General features: G+C 36.3%; 20 protein-coding genes. 6 read left to right on the top strand and 14 right to left on the bottom strand.

What is annotated here, in order from left to right; genetic code table 11:
* The first annotated feature begins 62 nt into the window (after positions 1–62).
* The 3 genes from B0X80_RS07590 (at position 63) to B0X80_RS07580 (ending at position 2,759) form a co-directional block, all read left to right on the top strand.
* Entirely contained in the window at positions 63–884 is an 822-nt protein-coding gene (locus B0X80_RS07590) for an ABC transporter ATP-binding protein (protein WP_077339238.1), read from the top strand.
* A gap of 106 nt (positions 885–990) precedes the next feature.
* Positions 991–2,241, top strand: coding sequence for a phenylacetate--CoA ligase family protein (locus B0X80_RS07585; protein WP_077339237.1), 1,251 nt, complete (start codon positions 991–993; stop codon positions 2,239–2,241).
* 14 nt (positions 2,242–2,255) lie between these two features.
* Positions 2,256–2,759 (top strand): PaaI family thioesterase, encoded by a 504-nt coding sequence (locus B0X80_RS07580; RefSeq protein ID WP_077339236.1) that lies wholly within the window; start codon positions 2,256–2,258, stop codon positions 2,757–2,759.
* A 6-nt stretch (positions 2,760–2,765) separates the two neighbouring features.
* Here B0X80_RS07580 and B0X80_RS07575 read toward each other — a convergent pair whose 3' ends face one another.
* Entirely contained in the window at positions 2,766–4,346 is a 1,581-nt protein-coding gene (locus B0X80_RS07575) for an AAA family ATPase (protein WP_077339235.1), read from the bottom strand.
* A gap of 136 nt (positions 4,347–4,482) precedes the next feature.
* Here B0X80_RS07575 and B0X80_RS07570 point away from each other — a divergent pair, with 136 nt between their 5' ends.
* Positions 4,483–5,712 (top strand): multifunctional CCA addition/repair protein, encoded by a 1,230-nt coding sequence (locus tag B0X80_RS07570; RefSeq protein ID WP_089024853.1) that lies wholly within the window; start codon positions 4,483–4,485, stop codon positions 5,710–5,712.
* A gap of 52 nt (positions 5,713–5,764) precedes the next feature.
* Here B0X80_RS07570 and B0X80_RS07565 read toward each other — a convergent pair whose 3' ends face one another.
* Positions 5,765–8,413, bottom strand: a complete 2,649-nt coding sequence (locus tag B0X80_RS07565) for a TonB-dependent receptor plug domain-containing protein (RefSeq protein WP_175623914.1) — start codon at positions 8,411–8,413, stop codon at positions 5,765–5,767.
* Between the two features lie 717 nt (positions 8,414–9,130).
* Between B0X80_RS07565 and B0X80_RS07560 the strand changes: the two genes are divergently transcribed.
* Positions 9,131–9,349, top strand: a complete 219-nt coding sequence (locus B0X80_RS07560; protein ID WP_076417046.1) for an EF-hand domain-containing protein — start codon at positions 9,131–9,133, stop codon at positions 9,347–9,349.
* 63 nt (positions 9,350–9,412) lie between these two features.
* Here B0X80_RS07560 and B0X80_RS07555 read toward each other — a convergent pair whose 3' ends face one another.
* The 3 genes from B0X80_RS07555 to guaB form a co-directional block, all read right to left on the bottom strand.
* Entirely contained in the window at positions 9,413–9,763 is a 351-nt protein-coding gene (locus tag B0X80_RS07555; protein ID WP_077339232.1) for a RidA family protein, read from the bottom strand.
* 207 nt (positions 9,764–9,970) lie between these two features.
* Positions 9,971–11,548, bottom strand: coding sequence for a glutamine-hydrolyzing GMP synthase (gene guaA / locus B0X80_RS07550; RefSeq protein ID WP_077339231.1), 1,578 nt, complete (start codon positions 11,546–11,548; stop codon positions 9,971–9,973).
* Between the two features lie 219 nt (positions 11,549–11,767).
* Positions 11,768–13,240 carry an IMP dehydrogenase gene (gene guaB / locus B0X80_RS07545; RefSeq protein WP_077339230.1) on the bottom strand — a complete coding sequence of 491 codons (1,473 nt, stop codon included), beginning with the start codon at positions 13,238–13,240 and terminating at the stop codon, positions 11,768–11,770.
* A 181-nt stretch (positions 13,241–13,421) separates the two neighbouring features.
* On the opposite strand from guaB, the gene xseA reads away from it, so the two are divergent.
* Entirely contained in the window at positions 13,422–14,768 is a 1,347-nt protein-coding gene (xseA, locus tag B0X80_RS07540; RefSeq protein ID WP_077339229.1) for an exodeoxyribonuclease VII large subunit, read from the top strand.
* Positions 14,769–14,779: 11 nt separating this feature from the next.
* On the opposite strand, the gene B0X80_RS07535 is transcribed toward xseA, so the two are convergent.
* The 9 genes from B0X80_RS07535 to rlmN form a co-directional block, all read right to left on the bottom strand.
* Entirely contained in the window at positions 14,780–15,457 is a 678-nt protein-coding gene (locus B0X80_RS07535; RefSeq protein ID WP_076417051.1) for a PilZ domain-containing protein, read from the bottom strand.
* Positions 15,458–15,602: 145 nt separating this feature from the next.
* Positions 15,603–17,066 (bottom strand): ribosome biogenesis GTPase Der, encoded by a 1,464-nt coding sequence (gene der, locus B0X80_RS07530; RefSeq protein ID WP_077339228.1) that lies wholly within the window; start codon positions 17,064–17,066, stop codon positions 15,603–15,605.
* Positions 17,067–17,200: 134 nt separating this feature from the next.
* Positions 17,201–18,406, bottom strand: a complete 1,206-nt coding sequence (gene bamB, locus B0X80_RS07525; protein ID WP_077339227.1) for an outer membrane protein assembly factor BamB — start codon at positions 18,404–18,406, stop codon at positions 17,201–17,203.
* A gap of 108 nt (positions 18,407–18,514) precedes the next feature.
* Positions 18,515–19,150 carry a YfgM family protein gene (locus B0X80_RS07520; RefSeq protein WP_077339226.1) on the bottom strand — a complete coding sequence of 212 codons (636 nt, stop codon included), beginning with the start codon at positions 19,148–19,150 and terminating at the stop codon, positions 18,515–18,517.
* A gap of 9 nt (positions 19,151–19,159) precedes the next feature.
* Entirely contained in the window at positions 19,160–20,434 is a 1,275-nt protein-coding gene (gene hisS, locus B0X80_RS07515; RefSeq protein WP_077339225.1) for a histidine--tRNA ligase, read from the bottom strand.
* Positions 20,435–20,545: 111 nt separating this feature from the next.
* Complete coding sequence (gene ispG, locus B0X80_RS07510; protein ID WP_077339224.1) at positions 20,546–21,664, bottom strand: flavodoxin-dependent (E)-4-hydroxy-3-methylbut-2-enyl-diphosphate synthase; 1,119 nt, start codon at positions 21,662–21,664, stop codon at positions 20,546–20,548.
* A 26-nt stretch (positions 21,665–21,690) separates the two neighbouring features.
* On the bottom strand, positions 21,691–22,644 hold the full coding sequence (locus tag B0X80_RS07505) for a RodZ domain-containing protein (RefSeq protein ID WP_077339223.1): 954 nt from the start codon (positions 22,642–22,644) through the stop codon (positions 21,691–21,693).
* Positions 22,645–22,657: 13 nt separating this feature from the next.
* The gene (gene pilW, locus B0X80_RS07500; RefSeq protein ID WP_077339222.1) at positions 22,658–24,028 is read right to left on the bottom strand and encodes a type IV pilus biogenesis/stability protein PilW; all 1,371 of its coding nucleotides are present in this window, start codon (positions 24,026–24,028) and stop codon (positions 22,658–22,660) included.
* 53 nt (positions 24,029–24,081) lie between these two features.
* Entirely contained in the window at positions 24,082–25,239 is a 1,158-nt protein-coding gene (gene rlmN, locus B0X80_RS07495; RefSeq protein ID WP_077339221.1) for a dual-specificity RNA methyltransferase RlmN, read from the bottom strand.
* Positions 25,240–25,393 lie beyond the last annotated feature (154 nt).

Raw genomic sequence — 25,393 nt, 5'->3', positions numbered from 1 at the left:
GTAGATAAAAGAACCCAAGTAAAAATACACAGCAAAGAATAAATAAGTTCAACGGAGTATTTATGTCACAAGCAGCAGTAAAAATTGAAACCGCTTCACCTTTATTAAGTGTTAATAATATAGAAGTCGTTTATGACGAAGTTATTCAAGTACTTCGAGGCGTATCTCTCGATGTTCCTGAGGGTGAAGTAGTAACTTTACTTGGCCCCAACGGTGCAGGTAAATCAACCACATTAAAGGCAATATCAGGCTTACTTAAAACAGAATATGGTGAAGTTACCCGCGGCGACATTACTTTTATGGGTGAACGAATTGATAAAAAGAATGCTGAAGATGTGGTAAGAAGTGGGCTTTTCCAAGTGATGGAAGGGCGTAGAATTATTGAAGATATGACGTCTATCGAAAACCTCAAATTGGGAGCATATACACGTAAAGATAGGCAAATAGCTCAAGATATTGAAATGGTGTTTCATTATTTCCCTCGTTTAAAAGAGCGAACAGGTTTAGCGGGTTATTTATCTGGTGGCGAACAACAAATGCTAGCTATAGGTAGAGCACTCATGGCTAGACCTAAAATGATTTGCTTAGACGAACCATCAATGGGTTTATCGCCACTATTAGTGAAAGAAGTTTTTGCCATTATTAAAAAAATTAATCAAGACCAAGGTATTACTATGTTGCTTGTAGAACAAAATGCGAACTACGCATTAAGAGCTGCAAACTATGGTTATATTATGGAATCAGGCAAAGTTGTATTAGATGGAACGCAAGAACAGCTCATGAATAATGAAGACGTTAAAGAATTTTATCTCGGCGGCGGTAATGAAGAACGTAAGAGCTTTAAAGACCTGAAGTCGTACAAACGTCGTAAACGTTGGCTATAACATATCACTGTGGTTTAGCGTCATATTTCTAATGTATTAACCTCCCTTATTTATCTATGACAACAAACCATTTTTTACAAATAACAAATAAAATAAAAGAGTTGTTATGAACAGTTACTTTCATGAAAAAGAATGCCAAAACAGTGAGCAAAGAGAGCAATCATTAGTTGCTCGATTAGCATCATTCATTAGCTATGCAACGCAAGAATGCGATTATTACCAACAATCATTAAAGCATATAGACGCTGATAAAATAACGTCTAGAGCGTTATTAGCACAATTACCCATTACACGTAAGTCAGACTTAATGACTCTACAAAACAACAATTTCCCACTTGGCGGACTTAATACCCAAAAGGCTAACATAAATAGAATTTTTCAATCGCCAGGACCTATATATGATCCTGAGAATACCAGCGAAGATTGGTGGCGAGTAGGTCAAGCTTTTTATGCTGCTGGCTTTAGAAAAGGCGACATAGTTCAGAATTGTTTATCCTATCACCTCACTCCTGGTGGCTTTATTCTAGATTCTGGTGCTAGAGCATGTGGCTGTACCGTAATCCCCGCTGGACCGGGACAAACAGAGCAACAACTTGATCTCATTGAACACTTAAAACCTCAAGGATACTGCGGCACGCCCTCTTTTCTAAAAATATTATTAGATAAAGGTAAAGAAGATAAGCGTGATACTTCAAGTATAACTAAAGCACTTGTTACGGGCGAAGCTTTACCTGAAACACTAAGAACTGACTTTAATAAAGCGGGTATAAAAGTGCTGCAAGCCTATGCGACAGCAGACATAGGATTAATAGGTTACGAAAGTATAGCGGGTGACGGCTTTATTATTAATGACGATATTATTGTTGAAATTGTTCGCCCCGGCTCATTAGAACCTGTAAGTGATGGTGAAGTAGGCGAAGTTGTAGTAACAAGCTTTAATTTAGATTACCCATTAATACGTTTTGCAACGGGTGATTTATCAGCAGTAAAATCAGGACCTAGCGCCTGTGGTCGCACTAATATGCGTATAAAAGGTTGGTTAGGTCGAGCTGATCAAACAACCAAAGTAAAAGGTATGTTTGTTCACCCAGAACAAATAGAAAAAGTTCGCTTAAAATACGACAACATTGCAAAAGTTCGTCTATCAATTAGCAAAGAAAATCATAACGACAAAATGCACTTGCAGTGCGAAATGGATTTAAACGGATTCACCAATATAGAAATAGAACTAACTTCTACCGATATTGCTAGCATGTTGAGGCAAGTGACAAAACTCAGCGGAACCGTAGAGCTAGTACCTATAGGTAGTTTAGCTAACGACGGCAAAGTAATAGACGACCTACGTCCCATAAATTAAATTTAGGAAATACGATGACTACATTAGCTTTCCAAGATTTTTATCCAGATGAAATCAGCCATTGTTATGGCTGTGGGAAAAATAATCCCGAAGGACATCAACTAAAAAGCTACTGGTTTGAAGACACAAATCACCTAGATGGGAAGTGCCTTAAAACCATTGCTCATTTTACACCTGACGTTAAATACACGGCAATTCCAGGTTTTGTATATGGTGGATTAATTGCATCGCTAATAGATTGCCACGGTACAGGAAGTGCTGCAGCAATGGCCTATCATAACGAAAAGAGACCTATGGATAGCTCCCCTGCTCTACGTTTTGTAACAGGTGCTTTAAATGTAAGTTATTTAGCACCAACACCACAGAATAAAGAGTTAACCTTAATAGGTACTTTTACCGAAATTAAAGCGCGAAAAATAATAGTAAATATCAGCTTGTTGGCTGACAATGTTGAATGCGCTAGAGGAGAAGTTATCGCGGTATTAATGCCAGACAGTATGCTCCCTAAAAGCAGTTAGCAAAAACTACCAAGACGATAAAGCAGGCATTGTAAATTTCTCCCCTCGAAAATTTAATACCACTTTTTGAGGGAGGATTTCGACTAAAATTAACTCTCTAGCAATCGTATCACCTTCATAACGATCTCTACCATTTACCTTTACCCAACCTTGACCATCACTTGCATAAATATGTTGTTCAAACTGTAATTGCGGAATACCATTTTGTACCCATAACGGCATTTTTTCGATAGGGTCTATTTCTTGGTTTCTTGCATCCTCGTTATTAATATTTTCAATAGTGTCATTCGTATCGTCTTCATTATTTAACGCTTTTTTAAACTGGCTTAATAATTCGTCTGATACACCTTCAACCTGAGTAAATTCTATATCTTTAGCCTGAACTTCTTGTTTAACTTGCTTAGCCTTAGCAGGCGCTTGTTGGACAATCTCTTTAGGTGCTGGCGTACTTTCTTTTTCGGTAATAGGTGATTCAACTTCTTCCTGCTTTTGCTGTGCACTAGCATCTACCGGCAATACTTCATTCGTTTTTTTATCTACTATTGAGTTAGTGATTTCATCGTTTTGAATTTCCTCTGAAGTGATCTCAGTTTGCTTTGATGGTTTAATATCATTGAGGTTTTTTTCAGAGGCATCAATGATGGCTAATGGTTTTAAGGTATTATTCTGAGTTTGATAGCTACCAAAAAAATAGGCTCCAGCAGAAATAATACCTATCAATAAAACGACTAGCGCTATTTTAGTTGCAGGTTTTTTCCACCAAGGAGTAACCTCATAATCATCACCAAGCGCTTCATGAGCAGACAACAACACAATGCGTTTATTAACTACCGCAGTATTACTGCTATAAGCATTAATGAGAGAGCGTTCGCACACTAAATTAATTAAACGAGGAATACCGCCGCAAATCTTATGAATAGTATTCATAGCCGACACTGAAAACAGTGCTCTAATGCCCTCAGCAATAGATAAGCGATGCTTTATATACTGTGCGACTTCTTGTTTATTAAGAGGGAGTAAGTGATACCTTGCCGTTATGCGCTGAGCTAATTGACGAAGATCTCTTCTTTTTAATAGAGTTTGTAATTCAGGCTGCCCTATAAGAATAACCTGTAATAACTTTTTAGTATTTGTTTCTAAGTTAGTTAATAAGCGTAGTTGCTCAAGTACTTCAGGTTGCAAGTGTTGAGCTTCGTCAATGATTAATAGTGTATTGGTATTTTCTTTATGATTTTTTAGTAATTTTTCTTGAATTTTATCCGTTAAGGTTTTTAATGTTGCGCCTGTTTTACGATAACGAATTTTTAATTCGTCACAAATAGTGGCCAATAATTCGTGACTTGAAAGCGTAGGGTTAAGTATAAAAGCCGCTTGAGTATTTTCAGGCAAGCGCTCCATTAAACAACGACTCACGGTTGTTTTTCCGGTTCCTACCTCACCTGTTAACAGTACAAAGCCGCCAGCATCACCTAAACCGTAGGTTAAATGCGCGAGTGCTTCACGATGACGATCACTCATAAATAAATATTGAGGATCAGGTGCAATTGAAAAGGGTTTTTCTTTTAAGCCGAAATAAGCGGTATACATATCAACAACATCATAAAAAATAACACCATGAAACTAACCTTTAGCTTAGCAGATGTCAAAACACTATTATCATTTATGGTAAACTTAAGTTGTAATAATTTAATCGGATGTATCAATGGAAAACCCAGTATCACAAATCACCAGCTACTTAGTCGGCGGTGCAGTTAGAGATAAACTACTTAACAGAAAAAGCTACGATCACGATTACGTTGTAGTAGGCTCGAGCGTTGAGCAAATGCTTTCACTAGGCTTTTCTCAAGTGGGTAAAGATTTTCCTGTATTTTTGCATCCTCAAACCAAAGAAGAATATGCGTTAGCACGTACCGAAAAAAAGGTAGATGCTGGCTATACAGGGTTTACCTGCGATGCTTCCGAATTTGTTACCATTGAAGAAGACTTACTCCGACGAGACTTAACCATTAACGCCATGGCATTAAAGCCAAACGGCGAAATAATAGATCCCTATAACGGTCAAACAGATCTTAAAAATAGAATATTTAGACATGTGTCCGACGCATTTATTGAAGATCCATTAAGGGTATTAAGAGTGGCACGTTTTGCTGCGCGGTATCACACATACGGCTTTACTATTGCCGAAGAAACCATGGCCTTGATGACACAAATATCTCAAAGCAACGAGCTACAATCTTTGAGTAGCGAACGAATATTTACTGAACTCAATAAAAGCCTACTTGAAGACAATCCTGAAGTATTCTTTGAAACACTTAAAGCGTGTGGCGCATTAAAAGCACTACTCCCTGAAATTGATACGCTTTGGGGAATTCCTAATCCAGCACTATGGCACCCTGAAATATGCTCAGGACTTCATACCATGATGGTTTTACAACAAGCAGTAAAGCTATCAAAAAAACCTGAAGTACGCTTTGCTGCACTGTGCCATGATCTAGGTAAGGGTAATACTCCTGAACCTGAATGGCCAAGCCATAGAGGACATGAAAAATCGGGCTTACCTTTAGTAAAAAACGTTTGTAACCGCTTAAGAGTACCTAATTCATACCAAACATTAGCCCTCAAGGTGTGCGAATACCACCTACATTGCCATAAAGCCTTTGAGTTAAAGCCTAGTACTATCTTAAGACTATTTAATGCCTTAGACGTATGGAGGAGACCTGAGGAATTTAACGACTTTATTTTAGCTTGCACCGCTGATATGCGCGGTAGAACAGGATTCGAAGATAAAGAATACCCACAAGCTGATTATTTACACCAATGTCTTAAAGCTGCAAATACCATAACGGCAAAAGTATTTGTTGAGCAAGGTTTAAAAGGGAAAGAAATAAAAGCAGCAATAGAAAACGAGCGATTAAACAAAATTACAGAAATAAAAAAGTCAGCTAACAAATAGCTGACTTTTAAAATTAAACCACTTGTTATCCAAGTGGTTATTTACACACTAATTAAAATGTATAAGTTGCTTTTGCGTAGTAGAAACCACCATTAAATCCGAATGGAGATGTTTCATAATATTTACCACCCCATTGGTTATTTGGAGTGAATCCATCAGGATGGCTACGTGAAGCTTCTGCAAAATTCAACTCTTCAGCATCTTGATCAAAGATGTTTTGAGCACCAACAGAAATAGTTAGTTCATCATTAACAAAGTAGCTTAGCTCTGCGTCAAATGTTACCGCTGCATCTGCATCTTGTGCCGCTAAATCATAATCTACATGTACAGCGTGATATTCACCAAAGTAATTAGCACGAACATACATGCTCAAGGTATCCCAACTTTGAGAAACAGTAAATGTACCTCTATGATTTGGTAATGCCTCTTCTAAACGCTTAACTTTAAAAGCACCGGTAATATCTGAACTTCTGTCAACTTCAGTATCAGTCCAGTTATACGCTAAGCTAAACTTAGTATCACCGTCAAATAAATTCATTCCATAGTTAGCAACAACATCAACACCTTGAGTTGTGGTATCAAAATCGTTTGCGAAGAAACTTACTGTACCCACAGAACGAGGGTTAGCAACATTTAAAGCTTCTAGTTTTTGATAATCACTTTCAGTCAACTTAGTACGATCTGATTGAGTAATTCGGTCTGTAACTTCAATGTTGTAATAATCAGCAGTGAAGAAGAATTCACCATTTTGATAAACAACACCAGCTGCATAACTTTGTGACTCTTCAGGCTCTAACTCTTTACCACCAAACAGTTTTGAAAACTCACTTGTAGGTGGTAATAACGCAGAATCTGTTAATTCACCATCTTCTAAAGCTGTAGATACGTTACTTACGTTAGCTTGACCAACCGTAGGCGCTCTAAAACCAGTACTTACTGAGCCACGGAACGTTAACTCGTCAGTTACTGCTAATTGCATTGTTAATTTATAGTTTAATGTATCACCAAAAGATGAGAAATCTTCATAACGCAATGCACCACCCACTAAAAAGTCTTCTGTTATATAAGCTTCAACATCAACATAAGCAGCTACGTTTCTACGTGAAAAAACACCAGCTTGAGAAGGTTGAAAACCTGGAAAACCATGAGATCCTAAGTTAAAACCTTGATCAATAAATGGTCCAGCTAAGAAAGAATATTGATCACCGGCACCAATTTCGAAGGTTTCTTCACGCCATTCAAGACCTGCAGCAACATTCATTGGATCGATCAAACCAACATCAACACCTTTACTTAAATCTAAGTTAAAGGTTTTTTCTAGCTGAATATATTTACCTAAGTCAAAATCATGTGGTGATTCTGGGCCCATTGAAGAGTTGATGGTATTAACAATGCTAAAGCTAGCTTCGTTACGCCCAACAGAACCACTAACGTCAAAGTAAACTTCATTTAGGATACCGCCAGAGATTTCACCTTCAACACCCATAGTCAATGCAGTATCAGTTACATTACCACCAAAATTAGGAGTATAACCACCTGGGTAAGTTTGATTAACTGAAAAACAGTTTGAATCAGATGCCATATTTTTATATGCGTCAGTACTAAGAACATCACCTACATTTGCAGGTACTAATGAAGAACTTCTATCGGGTTGACCCTTATCATTTACTGCACCTAAAATAATTTCATTGAAAACGTTAGAGACAGAACACGTAGGAACTCCATTATTAGCAAAACCAACATCGCCTACCAATAATGTATCACCACCATCGTTAGAATAAATACTTCCACGGTTGTGCGGGTTACGCCAGTAAAAGCCACCTTTTACATCACGTTCAGAGTAATTACCAAACATGTAGAATTTTTTATCATTACCTAAATCTAATCCAATATTACCAAATAATGAAACATCATCATTTATTTCAGGTGACCCCCATACTTGAGCTTCTTCAGCAATAAACTGATTACCTGCAGCAGAAATTGTTGCAGCATCGGCAACTTGTACACTACGGCTAGTTGCATCAGCGTTTTTATATTGAAAACTAAAGTTAGCGTAGCCATCTTTAGTTAAAGGCATACCCACATTACCTGCATAGGTAGTTGTAGCGCCATCGCCTTCATAATATTCGCCATGTTTTACTGAGAAACTACCACCGTCTGAAGCGTCTTTTAATACAAAGTTCATAACACCAGCAATAGCATCTGAACCGTATTGCGCTGCTGCCCCATCACGTAAAACTTCAACTTGTTTTAACGCTATGCTTGGAATAACAGAAATATCCGGACCTTGTGCACCATCATTTATGCCACCACCTTGGAAGGCAATAACAGAAGCACGGTGACGACGCTTGCCATTTAATAATACAAGTGTACTATCTGATGACAAACCACGTAAATTTACAGGGCGTACTAACGTTGCTGCATCACTGATTGGGTTAGCATGAACGTTAAAAGAAGGTACAGTACCTACTAGTTGGTCAAGCATATCGCTTGAGCCAGTTTTTGCTAAATCTTCTGCGCCAATAATATCAATAGGTACAGGTGAATCAGCAACTGAACGAGGTGCAGCACGAGAACCAACTACAGCAATGCGCTCAACATCTTTTTCTTTAGCACCGGCTTCATTTTCAGCAGCAGATACAGCTGTTGTTCCTAAAGCAACACTAACAGCAATAGCTAATGTAGCATTACGAAATTTTATAGACATATTTTTCCCTTATTAAATTTGAGGACTAAATTCTTAATTTATGAATTTTTATTTATTTTTATAGTTACTTAAAACAATTATTATGTAAATAACTTGTAAAAAGCTCATTTCTTTATAGAACAGCCTGTGTTGCTTTACAAGTTTTCAAAATTTTTCTTTTTTTTGTTTCTACCACTTAAAAACAACATTAACGAAAACATTGCTTTCCTTATAAAAACTCAAAAATAAAATCAATAAAAATAAAAAACATTTAAATACAAAGGATTGAAGAAGAGGCAACAATAAAAAAGTAGTAAAGGTTTCGTACTAAAAACTAACAGCAATATACCCCCCTGTAAATATTCTCTTACATATCACAATGAAAAAATTTCATGTGTAAATTTATACTATGGTTAAATTTTAACTTATAGCTAAACATAGCGATAAACTAAAAAAGTTAATACAACCTATATTTTTGTATATTCACCTTAAAGAAAAATGAATATAAAATCACTTATTTAGAATAAAAAAACAAAACAACTTATAGCTTATACCAATTAATAATAAGTCCAAAATTTACTGTGTTTTTTAGCGAGGCTCAAATATAAAACAACAACTGATCTTTTTATGATCTAAACAACAAAAGTTACAATTAAATATTCACATAGCGAGTGATAAAAGATAAAGTCTATCTAAATATTAGGTAAGTAGAAATTCTAACGAGGAATACTCATGGAACTTAATCAATGGGTCGATGAATTATTTGAAGTATTTGACGAAGATAAAGACGGCGTTATTAGCCGTAGTGAATTTGTTGAATTAATTGACGTATTATTACAAGACAAAGGAATAAGAATGTGTGAAACCATTTTCCATCGTTTTGATAAAAATCACGATAACTCTATATCAAAAAGCGAACTTAAAGACATGGTGATAGAACTCGCGCTTTAATACAATATTTAATGAATGTCACACTTCATTTTACAACATAGAGTGACATTCATTTTTTAGCTGTTATTTCTCAGCAGCGATTACGCTAATTTCAACAAGTAGCACATCTCTTGCCATTTTAGCTTCAACACAAGCTCTTGCTGGAGCATACCCTTCAGGTACCCAAGCATCCCACACAGCGTTCATTTCTTGAAAGTCAGACATTTTATTAAGATAAATAGTGGCTGATAATATATGCTCACGAGAGCTACCCGCAGCAATTAATAACTCGTCAACTTTATCAAGCATGGTTTGAGTCTGCTCTGTAATCCCTTTTGTCGCATCAGCACATACTTGCCCGCATAAATAAATAGTACCGTTATGTTTTACGATACGGCTCATGCGTTGTTTTGTTTCAATTCTTTCTATTGTCATTTTTATCACTCTTCAAATTTATTCTTGTCAAAAGAAAACCCCAATGCTTTTCAACAATGAGGTTTTATCAAATATACAGCTTAAGCGTTGTTTAAACGACGATGTAATTTATTAGTTCAAGGAAATCGCACGGAGCTGACGCTAGTCAGTGAGTACGTTTGACGATGAAGTTATATATTACAGCAAGTTAAAACATCGCTTAATAAATTACTCCCATTCGATGGTAGCAGGCGGCTTACCGGAAATGTCGTAAACCACACGAGAAATACCATCTATCTCGTTTATAATACGATTAGATACTAAACCTAGAAAGTCGTATGGTAGTGGTGCCCAAATAGCCGTCATAAAATCAATAGTTTCAACCGCTCTTAAGCTAACAACCCAATCGTACTTACGACCATCGCCCATAACGCCAACAGAACGAACAGGTAAGAAAACAGTGAAGGCTTGGCTTACTTTGTTATATAGATCATGCTTGTGAAGTTCTTCAATAAAGATATGGTCTGCACGACGTAATAAGTCACAATACTCTTTCTTTACTTCACCTAGTACACGCACACCTAATCCAGGACCTGGAAAAGGATGACGGTAAAGCATGTCGTATGGTAAACCAAGTTCTAAACCAATTTTACGAACTTCGTCTTTAAATAGTTCACGTAAAGGCTCTACCAAACCTAGTTTCATGTAATCAGGTAAACCACCTACGTTATGGTGAGATTTTATAACGTGTGCTTTACCTGTAGCTGATGCTGCAGACTCAATAACGTCAGGGTAAATAGTACCTTGCGCTAACCACTTTGCGTTTTCTAATTTATTTGACTCTTCTTCAAAAACGTCAACAAACACATTACCAATAATTTTACGTTTTTTCTCTGGATCATTTTCGCCCGCTAAACGGTCTAAGAAACGATCTTCGGCATCAATTTTAATAATATTTAATCCGAAATGATCACCAAACATTTCCATAACTTGTTCGCCTTCGTTTAAACGAAGTAAACCGTTATCAACAAAAACACATGTTAATTTGTCACCAATAGCTCGATGTAAAAGCATCGCTACAACCGAAGAATCAACACCTCCTGATAGACCAAGAATAACTTCGTCATCGCCTATTTGCTCTTTCATTTTGGCGATTGCATCTTCAATGATAGAAGCAGAAGTCCAAAGTTTTTCACACTGACAAATATCGAGCACAAAGTGCTCTAAAATACGTAAACCTTGCTTGGTATGAGTAACTTCTGGGTGGAATTGAACACCATAAAATTGCTTATCTTCATTCGCCATTGCCGCATATTTACAACTTGGCGTTTGTGCAACAGTAACAAAACCTTCAGGTATTGCTGAAACTTTATCACCATGACTCATCCATACGTCTAACAATGCATTACCTGCATCATTCACACTATCTTCAATATTTTTAAATAAAGCAGACTCAGTGATCACTTCAACGGCAGCGTAACCAAATTCTTTATGTTCAGAACTTTCTACTCCCCCACCTAGTTGCTCAGCCATAGTTTGCATACCGTAACAAACACCTAAAACAGGTACGCCAGCGCTAAATACATATTCAGGAGCGCGAGGTGAATTATGTTCGGTAACACTTTCAGGGCCACCAGCAAGAATAATACCGGTAGGATTGAAACCTTTAATTTGCTCTTCGGTTACATCCCAAGCCCATAGTTCACAGTAAACACCTATTTCACGTACGCGACGTGCAATAAGTTGTGTGTATTGTGAACCAAAATCTAAAATTAGTATGCGGTGATCATGAATGTCTTTACTCATGGTTCTTCTCTCATATTTAACGGCTCTAACTTTGTTTTAATCTAGAGCGATATATTTAAAGTAAAAAGGCTGAAATAATTCATATTTACTTCAGCCTAATATTATTTCTGTTTCAATATTTTGAGAAATAGTTTTGATTGATAACGAAGAAGAAACACTGAGCTTACGAATGTAAGTGAGTATTTCTGATAAAGTTATCAGCAAAAATATAAATCAAAATTAGCCCATGCGGTAATTAGGTGCTTCTTTTGTGATGGTCACATCATGCACGTGCGACTCGCCCATACCTGCTGACGTTATTTTCATAAACTCAGGTTTAGTTCGCATAGTTTCAATATCTTTTGAGCCTGTTAGCCCCATAGATGAACGTAAACCGCCCATTTGCTGATGAATAATTGCCGCTACAGGTCCTTTATAAGCAACGCGACCTTCAATACCTTCTGGCACTAACTTATCAGCTTCACCATCAGATTTTTGGAAATAACGGTCGCTTGACCCCTCTTTTTGGTTCATTGCACCTAAAGAGCCCATACCACGATATGATTTGTAATAACGACCTTGATAAAGCTCCACTTCACCTGGAGACTCTTCAGTACCAGCAAACATGCTGCCTACCATTACACAATGAGCCCCCGCAACAAGTGCTTTAGCTATATCACCTGAAAAACGAATACCACCATCAGCAATAACAGGAATTCCTGTACCTTTTAGCGCTTCAACTGCATTTGAAATAGCTGTTAATTGTGGAACACCAACACCTGTTACAATACGCGTTGTACAAATAGAACCAGGGCCAATCCCCACTTTAACAGCATCGACACCAGCATCGGCTAACGCTTTAGCACCTGCGCCAGTTGCTACGTTACCCGCAATAATTTGTAAATCAGGATACTTAGCACGAGTTTCAGCTACGCGATCAAGAACGCCTTGAGAATGGCCGTGAGATGTATCAATTAGTAGTACATCAACCCCTGCTTCAACCAATGCATCTATACGCTCATCTGTACCAGCACCTACACCAACCGCAGCACCTACACGTAAACGACCTAGCTCATCTTTACATGCGTTAGGTTTGCTTTCTGCTTTTTGATAATCTTTTACTGTAATTAAACCTTTAAGCTTAAACGCATCATCAACCATCAATATTTTTTCAATACGATTTACGTGCATTAAACCTAAAATTTCTTTGCGCTCAGCACCTTCTTTAACGGTGATTAACTTGTCTTTTACAGTCATCAATTCAGATACTTGTAAAGAAAGGTCTGTTTCAAAACGTAAATCACGTCCTGTAATAATTCCCACTAAGTTGTTATCTTTGTCGACAACAGGGAAGCCCGAAAAGCCAAGTTTATCAGCAAGTTTCATTACTTTTTCAATAGGTTCATCTGGAAAAACAGTAACAGGGTCTGAAACAATACCACTTTCATATTTCTTAACTTTAGAAACATTTTTGGCTTGTTCTTTAATGGTCATATTCTTATGAATAAAACCTACGCCGCCTTCTTGAGCAAGCGTAATAGCTAAAGGAGCCTCAGTAACTGTATCCATTGATGCTGAAATCATAGGTACATTAAGGTTTATTTTACGAGTTAATTTAGTTTTTAAATCAGCCGTATGGGGAAGTACCGTAGAATGGGCAGGTACAAGTAGAACATCGTCAAAAGTTAACGCTTCTTGGGCAATTCTTAGCATCGCAATATCTCACTAATAAGGGGTGATCAGGAGTAAATATTGCGGCAGAATTTTAACCGTTTTCATCAGTAAGGTAAACTTAAATTTTTGTAAAAACCAAAATAAATTCCCTTTAAAACAATTAACCGCTATATAATGCGATTTCCTTTCTAATAAAACGAAATTTTAACGAATATAAAAAATGAATCAGCATATTTTACAAGTGAGCGAATTAACCAAAAAAGTACGCTTTATCTTAGAAAGTGAATTAAATACTGTTTGGTTATGTGGTGAAGTTTCTAATTTTATTGCTGCAAGTTCAGGTCATTGGTATTTGTCATTAAAAGACAGTAAATCGCAAGTAAAATGTGCAATGTTTAAAGGGAATAATCGTAAAGTTAGATTATCGTCTGGCTTACCCAGAAATGGCCAACAAGTACTGGTAAGAGCAAAAGTTTCTTTATATGAACCAAGAGGAGACTTTCAACTTATAATTGAACAACTTGACGATGCAGGAGAAGGAGTTTTACGGCAACAATTTGATCAACTTAAAAATAAGCTTTACGCTGAAGGCTTATTTGAGCTTTCTAGTAAAAAAGAAATTCCTAAAAATATTACTACCATTGGTATTGTTACTTCTCCTACTGGCGCTGCTATAAAAGATATACTCTCCGTATTAAAACGACGAAATCCGTTACTTAACGTGATTATATACCCTGCTCTAGTACAAGGTAACGAAGCAAAATTCGAAATCGAACAAGCCATTAATACAGCAAATTACAGAAAAGAATGCGATATATTAATTGTCGGTAGAGGCGGCGGCTCATTAGAAGACCTATGGAGTTTTAATGAAGAGAATGTCGTTAGAGCAATTTATCACAGTAAAATACCTGTGATTAGTGCTGTAGGACATGAAATAGATACGACTCTTTCTGACTATACCGCAGATCTTAGGGCTCCTACACCTTCTGCTGCGGCTGAATTAGTCTCTTCTAATATTGAAGAAAAACTGCAAAAACTTACGACCTTTAATCAAAGAATACGCCAAGCTAGTCAACGAAATTTACTTAATGAAAAAAATCGACTCGGTCATATTCAACATAGATTATCGTTATTGCACCCAGCGCAAAAACTGACAGTACAACAACAAAAGTTTGATGAGTTAAGCTTTAGACTTAACCATAATTTACAGCAATTAAAAACACGCTTACAACTTAAAAATCAACAACTAAACCAACGTTTATTGTTACAGTCACCACTAAAAAACATTCAAAATAATCAACAAAAAGTTAATGCATTAGAAGTCAGGTTAATCAACGCGATACAAGCAACTAACAAAAACAAGCAAAATCAATTTAAACATACTATTGAGCAATTACATATAGTAAGCCCTCTAGCGACCATTGTACGAGGCTATAGTGTGACTAAAAATGCTAAAGGAAAGGTTATTACGAGCATTGAACAAGCTCGTATAGATGAGAAAATTTCAGTACAAGTAACTAATGGGTTTATTTCAGCAATAGTAACACAATTGAATAAACACCAATAAACCTAGGTATTTTATAATTCAGCTACCACAACATGCTGAACTAATTTAATTACATCTTCTGTGCTTACTTCGTCAAATTGAACACCGAGTGAAACGCCTTCGACCTGAGACTTAATATTACAAACATTGGCAACTAAATTCATATTTTTCAAACCTTGAAAGTCTTCAATAATAATACTTATTTTTTTATCGGAGACTAAGGTTAAAGACTCTCCATTACTTACATTAATTTGACAACCATGCGCAGAAACATTTCTAATTGAAGCTTTCCAATACTCATTATCTACTTTTATTTTGACTTCAATATCTACATCAATTCTCAGTGATGCACGTAAGCTTTGCAACGTTACTTTTTTAGGAAAGTCTAAAACAATCATACGTGAGGGAATTTGGAGCGTTTGTTTAACGGTTGAAACAAAAGCTACAACAGAGCCTTCATGCCCTTCAATTAATCCACGAACCGTAATAGAGGAGCCTTGTGTAATATATTTAGCAAAGCTGCCTAATTTACTTGTATCTGGATACTGAACCAGCGTATATTTTTTAGGTAAGTAACCAATAAATATTGTTCTAAATTTTGCACGTTGCCCCGCAGGTGTTGCAATATCTAATGACACAGTTGTGCCAGGTAAGATCAAAGCAAGATGGTTACTTAACCTGTTTGATGTATCAATTTCTTTCGCACTCACCGATTAAGCCTGCAATAAACAATAAATAATATTAATTACAGTAGCTAAATCAGCGATTAAAAGCAATATAACTGGATTATTAGCCATAAAAAAAGTAGCTATTTAAGCTACTTTTTCTTGTTTTGAATGAATCACTTAAAAGTCATTAATCTTTCTTATAACCTTGTGTTGCTCTAGCAAGTTTCTTTTGCTCTGTATATGTAAGCTTCTTCTTACCAGCAAATGGATTACTAGTTTCTCTAAATTCAATTCTTATAGGTGTCCCCATTATTTTTAATGATTTACGGTAATAGTTCATTAAATAGCGTTTATAAGATGGCGGTAATTTTTTAGCTAAGTTGCCATGAATAACAATAATAGGAGGATTATAACCACCCGCATGGGCATACTTTAATTTAATACGACGCCCTTGATGCATAGGAGGTTGATGATCAAATACCGCCATATCTAATATTTTAGTCACCATTGACGTTGAAATACGCTTAGTTGCCGAAACAAAAGCTTCTTCAACTGACTCATATAAATGTCCAACACCTGTACCATGAAGAGCTGAAATAAAGTGGATGCGCGCGAAATCGATAAAACCTAAGCGTCTATCTAACTCAGTTTTTATGCGATCTTTTACGTGATCATCTAAACCATCCCATTTATTAACAGCAAGTACTAAAGAACGACCCGACTCCAAAATAAAGCCCAGTAAGCTTAAATCTTGATCAGTGATCCCTTCTTGCGCATCTATTATTAATAAACAGACATTCGAGTCTTCAATAGCTCTTAAGGTTTTAATAACCGAAAATTTTTCAACAATATCAGTAACATTTTTACGACGTCTAATACCTGCAGTATCAATTAACGTATACTCACGACCGTCATGTTCCATTGGAATATACACACTATCACGTGTTGTACCTGGCATATCGTATACAACAACACGTTCTTCACCTAAAATACGGTTAGTTAATGTTGATTTTCCTACATTAGGTTTACCAATAATGGCCAGTTTAATACGATCATTTTCTTCCGGAGCTGCATCAATTTTTTCTTGATCGGATAACTCGCTCTCCATGTCGCCATCAAACTCGTCATTTTCTTCTGCTTTAGGTGCTGATAATGCTTCAATATGAGGTGTTAATGCCAACGTCAATAATTGAGTAACACCTCGACCATGAGCAGCCGCAATTTGATGTACTGTCTCACCTAAACCTAAAGAGTAAAAATCAGCAACAGCTGAATCTGCATCAATACCGTCAACTTTATTGGCCACAAGAAAGATTTTTTTATCTTGTTTACGTAAATAGCTTGCGATACCTAAATCCGCAGAGGTTAAACCAGCTCTAGCATCAACCATAAATAAAACCGCATCGGCTTCATCAACAGCCATTAATGACTGCTCAGCCATTAATGCATCAATTCCTTCTTCATCCCCTTGAATACCGCCTGTATCAATAACGATAAATGGGTGCTCTTCAACTTCGGCCTTACCATATTGGCGATCACGGGTTAATCCCGGGTAATCGGCAACAAGTGCATCTCGACTACGAGTAAGACGATTAAATAGCGTTGATTTACCTACATTAGGACGACCAACAAGCGCTACAACTGGAAGCATGAATACCTCGATTTAAAAAGAATGATAAGCTTTGTGCTAATGCCAAAACTCAATATATTTATGTTTTTTAAAAATAAACAACGGCTCCAACACGTTATGCGAGGAGCCGTTATTAATTTAAATTTTTAAGTGTCTTAAGGTGTTTTAATTGCCTGCAGATCACCATTACGTGCTTGTGAATATATAATATCATCTTGAACAGTAGGCGTTACATGAACACCACTTGAATCTAGATGATGACGAGCAACAAACTCTCCCGTCGAACTATTTAACCAATGTAAATAACCTTCATAGTCACCTACAACAATATAATTTCCCACTTCAACAGGGCCAGTAACATCACGATTAGTTAAAGCAAGTTGACTCCATTTTTCAGTACCATTTAATCGATCTACAGCATAAACATGCCCTTTAATATCAGTTAAATAAATAGTATTCGTCGTAACTAATAAGTCTGTATAAGATGAATATTGACGTTCCCATACCACTTGACCTGTTCTTAACTCAAGAGCAACTAAGTTTCCTCTTGATGATATAGTATAAACCTTATCGCCAAATACAGCTGGAGATGAATCAACATCTATTACACGCTCAAACTCTGTAGAGCCAGTTGGCTCTCCTACAGGAGCTGACCAGCCTTGTTGACCATTTTGTAAAATATAAACAGATACATTACCGTCTGGTGTCCCAATAAAAACACCGCCAGATGAAATGGTTGGAGCGCTAATGCCACGTAAGGTTAATGCTGGAGTATCTTGGTCTATTTTCCAAAGCTCTTCTCCGGTAGCTGCATTATAAGCTTTCATAACACCTGATGAACTGTTAACAACCAATATTCCCGCATCAAGAGCAGGCGCTGATAAAACTTCACCTTTAATGGTTGATTGCCAATCTAACTTACCCGTTGCAGCGTCAAGTGCGTAAATTTTACCGTTTTCGCTACCTAAAAATATTTTGTTAATACCTGCAACTGGCCCACCGCTAATTAATGCAGGTTTATTACTTTCGAAAAAACCACTCTTGCCATCAACATCACTTAAGTTAACAGACCAAATTTCTTTACCTGTTTTAGGCTCGATCGCGGTCACTTCACCTTCACGACTACTAGTAAATAATTTATCGTAAGCAATAATGGGAGAAATGCGAGAAAAATACTTCCCAGCTCCACCGACGTTTTCTTCCCATATAACTTTAGGTTCAAATTGTTGGTTAATTTCTTCTAAATCAACAGGTAAACTTTCATCAACATCATCGGTTGATGAACATGCCGAAATACCTAGCGCAATTAAACACACAACAGCTATTTTCTTTTTTAAACTATTTTTATCAAAAATTAACACATCAAGATCCACTTATTTAGTCATTAAACATATTGAGCTTTAGCTTCAGACAACTGAATTCGAAAAAAAGTCACTCAATATGTTATTTTTTCACATTATTTTAAATCTTTATTTTAAAACAATGTTTTCCGCTAAATCATCTAACTTCATTTGAAGTGATTGACTTGCATTACCTGGCGTTGCCGCGATAGCTTCTTGGTATGAAGTACGTGCTAAATCTTTCTTATCTTGTAATAAATAAGCATCACCTTTTATTTCTTCAATTGAAGACTTAAACGATTTTGGTAATGGTGCAGCCAATGTGCTTAATGCTGCATCAACTTTATCTAATTGAATTTGAACTCTTGCTAAACGCAGTGTAGCAATAGCTTTCATGCCTTCGTCTTTAGAAGACTCGATAGCCGTAGTTAAATACTTTTCAACTTGAGCCCAATCTTTATGAGTTGCAGCCTGTTTCGCTAGCGTTAAAGCGGTTAAAGTTGCATAACTTGAATCTTTGTTGTCAGCAATAAACTTTTCACCAGCAGCAATAAAACCGTCAGGTTTAGTTTCTGATGATTCAACTAATGTTTGATAAGCATCTGATACAGCTAACTGTTTTTCTAATTCTGCTTCTTTATAAAAGTTAAAACCCACAAAACCTGATAAACCAATAACTAAACCAGCAATAATGGCATTACCATTTTTTTTCCAGTAACTTTTAATTGCATCAACTTGCTGTTCTTCTGTTTCGTAAATTTCCACGTTTTTCCCTTATATTAATTTTTTTAATAAGCTTGGCACTTGCTCTAATAACACGGTTTCTTGGTCGTGTTGGCCGCGCAAATATTTAACTGTTACTTTTTGTTCTGCTAATTCATTTTCGCCTATAATCAGGGCGATTTGAGCACCTGACTTATCAGCACGCTTCATTTGTTTTTTCATGTTTCCGCCACCACAATGGTTTTGTACTCTACATTCTGGTACTAAATTACGCCATTGCTCCGCAAGTTGAATCGATTTTAATTCAACTTCTTCACCTAACATAATAAGGTAGGCGTCTACTTGAGGTCGAACATTGTTAACTTTTTCTAAGCTCGTTAACATTAGTACTAATCTTTCTATACCTAAGGCAAAACCAAACCCAGGTGTTGCTTTACCGCCAAGTTGCTCAACTAAACCATCATAACGACCACCGGCACAAACTGTACCTTGTGAACCTAAGCTTGTAGTTACCCATTCAAACACAGTACGGTTGTAATAATCTAAACCACGTACTAAGCGATCATTTATTACATAGTTAATGCCGGCAGCGTCTAAACGACGGCAAACATCTTCAAAATGTGTTTTAGATTCTTCACCAAAATAATCAGATAATTTAGGTGCACCCACTAAAGCTTCTTGAACTGCTGGGTTTTTACTGTCTAATACACGTAAAGGATTACTATGCATTCTACGTTTACTGTCTTCATCTAACTGATCTTCACGTTCAGTTAAAAAAACAACCAATGCGTCTCGGTATTCTGCTCGCTCTTGATTAGAACCTAAAGAATTAAGCTCTAATGTTACATGTTCACTAATACCTAGTTCACGCCATAAACGAGATGAAAGTGTAATAATTTCGGCGTCAATATCAGGCGTTGCTAAGCCAAAAGCTTCAATACCAAACTGATGAAACTGTCGATAGCGACCTTTTTGTGGGCGTTCATGCCTAAACATAGGTCCCATGTACCATAAACGCTGTTCTTGGTTATATAACAAACCATGTTGATTTGCAGCTCTAACACAAGAGGCGGTTCCTTCAGGTCTTAGTGTTAAACTGTCTCCATTTCGATCATCGAACGTGTACATTTCTTTTTCAACAATATCAGTTACTTCACCGATAGAACGTTTAAAAAGCGCAGTAGATTCTACAACAGGCATACGTATTTCAGCAAAACCATAATTGCTGGCAACACGTCTTAATACCGTTTCAACCATTTGCCATATATTGGTTTCAGATGGTAGACAATCGTTCATGCCTCTTATTGCTTGAATTGCTTTACTCACTAATGTACTTCTCTCTACAAAATCAGAATGGTTAAAATGCTGCGCGCATTATAGGCGTATTACAGCTAAACGTAAATAAGGCCTTGAATAGACCTTATTATTAGTACGGTATTAATCAATTTCTTTTACATCAATACTATTTTTTTTATCAAGCAACTTAGCTTTAGCACGAATACGAGTTTCAAGTTGATCAACTAAATTAGTATTATCAAAACGTTCTTTTTGTCTAATGCCATCAAGGTAATAACCACTTTTTTTGCTACTACCTGTTAAACCTAAATCTGATACTATCGCTTCACCTGGACCATTTACGATACAGCCAATAATTGAAACATCCATGGGTGTCATAATATCTTCAATACGTTGTTCTAACGCATTAACAGTGGCAATAACATCGAACTCTTGACGAGAACAACTAGGACAAGCAATTAAATTAATACCACGACTACGTAATTTAAGAGATTTTAAAATATCAAAACCGACTTTAATTTCTTCAATAGGATCTGCGGCTAAAGATACACGCAGAGTATCGCCTATTCCTTCAGCGAGTAATAAACCTAAACCAACAGAAGATTTTACAGAACCAGAGCGTAAGCCACCTGCTTCTGTAATACCTAAATGTAATGGGTTATCAATTTGCTTAGCAAGTAATCGATAAGCCCCTACCGCTAAAAACACATCGGAAGCTTTTACGCTCACTTTAAATTGATCAAAGTTCAAGCGGTCTAAAATATCTACATGACGCATGGCTGATTCAAGTAAGGCTTCAGGTGTCGGCTCACTGTATTTTTCTTGAATATCTTTTTCTAAAGAGCCGCCATTAACACCAATACGAATAGGAATATTATGATCTCTAGCAGATTCTACAACCGCTCTCACACGATCTTCTCGTCCAATATTACCAGGGTTTATTCTTAAACAATCAGCGCCATACTCAGCGACTTTTAATGCTATGCGATAATCAAAATGAATATCTGTAACTAAAGGTACATTAACTTGTTTTTTAATTTCTTTGAAAGCTTCGGCGGCATCCATTGTGGGAACACTAACGCGCACAATATCAGCTCCAACAGCTTCAAGAGCTTTAATTTGAGCAACAGTAGCGGCAACATCTGTTGTAAGTGTGTTAGTCATGGATTGAACCGTAATAGGCGCATCACCACCTACAGGAACATTACCTACCATGATTTGGCGAGATTTACGTCGAATAATAGGAGATTCTTTAAACATAGTTATTTTTCTTAGTTACTAATAATTTATGATTGCGAAAGTAAAGGTAAATCAAATTTGGCAATGTGCCCTTCAGGAAAGGTAGACATATCAACACTTTCACCACCAAAATTAATTTGTACCAGTTCTGGTTTACCTATGGTTATTTTTAGGGGAGCTTTTGCGTCAATGGTCATTATGTAACCTGATTTTTTTATTCCCCAAGCGATGCGTTCACCTAGAGCATCCTGAATATTAACCCAACAATCACCAGAAAAAGTAAATACAACTTTCGTTAGCGCAACATCTTCTGACTCAACCGTTGTGATATCTTCGGCACCAATATTTTCTACTAATGCACTTTGTTCTAAGGAATCAGTCTCAGAGGTATTTATTTCAGAACTATCAATATTTGAGGCATCTAATGTTGAATGGTTTGTTTCAGTAGTAATAGACTCAATATTGGCGGTATCTTCTACAGTAGAAGCGATTGTTTCAACAAGTTGATCTGTGGCGTTACTATTTGTTGTATTTTCTATTGGAGTCTCAGAACTTAGTGCAGCTTTAGGTTCAGGTGCTTTATCTTCTTGCAACCACCACATCACAGTTAAACCAATAAAAATAGCTAAGATCAAATAAGTGATCCACATTAACATGCTGTTTTCGGCTTTTTTCATTGTTCCACGAGAAAAACTCTGCATTTTGGTACTGTGGACTTCAAGAATATTTAGCTTTTCGTAATACGCAATAATATCAGCAACAGGCAGATCGACTAATTTAGCGTAATTTTTTATATAACCTCGGTTATAAGTATCTGGCAAAGTTTGGTCAAAAATATCTGCCTCAATATTTTTCACCAATGCAACTCTAATATTTAAGCGACTAGCCACATCATCAATACTTAAACCTTTTTTAATTCTAGCTTCAGATAGCATGCTGCCGGGGCCAGCCTGTGCAATCTGTAGTTCGTTTTCTTCTACTTCTGGTAATTTTTTACTCATGTAAGTAAGCTCATTAACGTTTAAGTGCTTTTTTAGGATCAGCCAAATAGATAACGTCACCAACCTTTAAAATTTTTGACCGTTTAAATCCATTCCAGCGTTCAATTTGCTGCATTTTAATATTATATCGTTTAGAAATAGAGAATAAGCTATCACCTTTTACAATCACATGAATCGGTAAGGTTAACATTTTATTACCATCATCATCGATTGATGATTGTGCTAATACATCCTCTTTTGGTGATGTATCTAAAAGTTTTTTAGCTGTCTTTTCAATATTTTTATCGCCTGTAACGCCCTCTTTCGAGGTAGTTGTAGCTTCTTGCTTCGTTTTATTGATATTTGTAGCTTTATCATTGGCTGCTACAATATCATTTTTAACATTTGCGTTTGTAGTCGTTACTTGTTTTTTAGTAGCAAGTTTAACTGACTCACTTCCTTTATTATTCAAAGATTTATTAGCTATCTTTCTTTTTGATGATAAAGAAATCCCTGATTTTTTATTAGGCGACAATACCATAGTGCGCTTTTTAGGTTTATCGCTATTTTTTTTGTTCAGTAATAAGAATTTAGACGCTAAGTCGTCCGCTTCAACATGCTGTAATCCATTTAAAATATATTGTTTAGCTTCATACGAATTAGGAAACATTTTAACTAACAGGCTTGCATAGTTCTTTGCGATGCCTCGATTATTCATTTTTTCGTATACTTTATAAGCTAATGCGAGTGCATTAGGCGTAAAGCGTCTCGTTGATTTTTCATAACGCCTTAAATAAGCAATAGCTTCATCATACTTTCCCATAGCATATTGTAAACGTAGCATTTGCAATAATGCTGAAGCGCTACTTGGGCTATGTGATATTGATTTCGCTAAATACATTTCAGCTTTTTCAAAGTTTTTAGCTTCAAGCTGACATAAAGCTAAATTTTCATAACTTTGAGAAACTAGCAAATAGCTAGGCACGGCAATAGCTTTAAGCATGTATTTCTCTGATTCGTCGTATTTTTCACGCTTACAAAGAAATACACCATAATTATTTAATGTATCAGCATCATCAGCATCTAATGATAAGGCTTTCTCAAATGCTGTTATTGCTTGTTCAGGCTCATCGACTACATCGTAATAATGAGCGAAAGCGGTATAAACTTGCGTTAAGTTAGGTGCAAATCTTTTCGCTTTTTCTAAATTTAGTTTTGCCTGCGTGGTATTACCCATATTTAAATACCCCATCCCTAACGAAATACGTGTCATAGCTATTTCATTATCGGTTGAATTACGCTCGGTAACAGGGTTTTCAGCATTGTTTTCATAATTCTGTGTGACACAAGCTGAAAGTAAAGATGACAATACACCTACCGTTATTATTTGGTAAATTTTAGGCATAGTAGGTAAGATCCCTTTAATTTAGAATTATTTGCATACGCATCATAACTATATCAGACAACTTTTACTGATATTTCTTCTATTTTTGCTTGGTTTTTTTCTTCATTTAATGCCGTACGCTTAGTTCTATCTAATACATCGCCAGCTAATTGTCCACAAGCTGCATCAATATCATCACCACGCGTTCTTCGGGTAATAACGGTTAAACCATAACTTTGTAGTACTTTGTCAAAACGATCTATCCGTGAATTACTTGATCTTTTATATGGAGAGCCTGGGTAAGGGTTGAAAGGGATCAAGTTAATTTTGCTTGGTAAATCTTTTAAAGCAATCGCTAATTCATGGGCTTGTTCTGTACTATCGTTTACGTGATCTAACATTACGTATTCAATAGTTGCTTGTTTATTTGCTTTTGAACCTTCTATATAGCGACCTGCTGCAACTAAAAACTCTTCTAGAGGGTATTTTTTATTAATAGGTACTAATTCATCACGCAACTTGTTATTTGGTGCATGAATTGAAATAGCTAATGCACAATCAATTTTTTCTTTTAACATATCTAATGCAGGTACAACCCCTGAAGTACTCACTGTTACTCTACGCTTAGATAAACCATACCCTAAATCGTTCAGCATAGTATCTAGTGCCGGGATCAGGTTTTTCATATTTAATAACGGTTCGCCCATGCCCATCATTACAATATTTGTAATAGGTCTTTTACCTGCGATACGTGTTGCGCCAATATCGTTCGCTACACGCCAAACTTGACCAATAATTTCAGCCATAGATAAGTTACGATTAAAACCTTGTTGCGCAGTTGCACAAAAAGTACATTCAAGCGCACAACCTACTTGTGAAGAAACACATAAAGTAGCGCGATCATTTTCAGGTATCCAAACGGTTTCAACTTCTTGACCACCTTCAAGTCTTAATGAATATTTTATAGTGCCATCTTTAGAGACTTGTTTTTCTGAAATAACAGGTGCAACAATTTCAGCTCTACGTTGAAGTTTTTCACGCAATTTTTTATTGATGTTTGTCATCTGCTCGAAATCATCATAACCAAAGTGATAAATCCACTTCATTAATTGATCGGCTCGAAAAGGTTTTTCACCTAGCGATGCTAAAAACTCACGCATCATTTGATGGTCCAAATTAAGTAGGTTTACTTTTTTAATAGACTCAGACGATGTTTCGGCCACTTCACTCATGATAAATAAATCTCAGAAATACATTTAATAGGTAAAGTAACTTTCTTATTAATAAAGAAAATTACTTCATAAGGTTTAACGATATAACACCGTTAAAATTTTAATATTGAGTATTCTAATAAAAAACACTCAATATTGAAATTTTTACGTAATA

Origin of the sequence: Pseudocolwellia agarivorans, from assembly GCF_002000085.1 — a bacterium.
GTDB classification, from domain to species: domain Bacteria; phylum Pseudomonadota; class Gammaproteobacteria; order Enterobacterales; family Alteromonadaceae; genus Pseudocolwellia; species Pseudocolwellia agarivorans.
The sequence above is the reverse complement of the archived record's forward strand: the minus strand, read 5'-3'. Positions and strand labels throughout refer to the sequence as shown.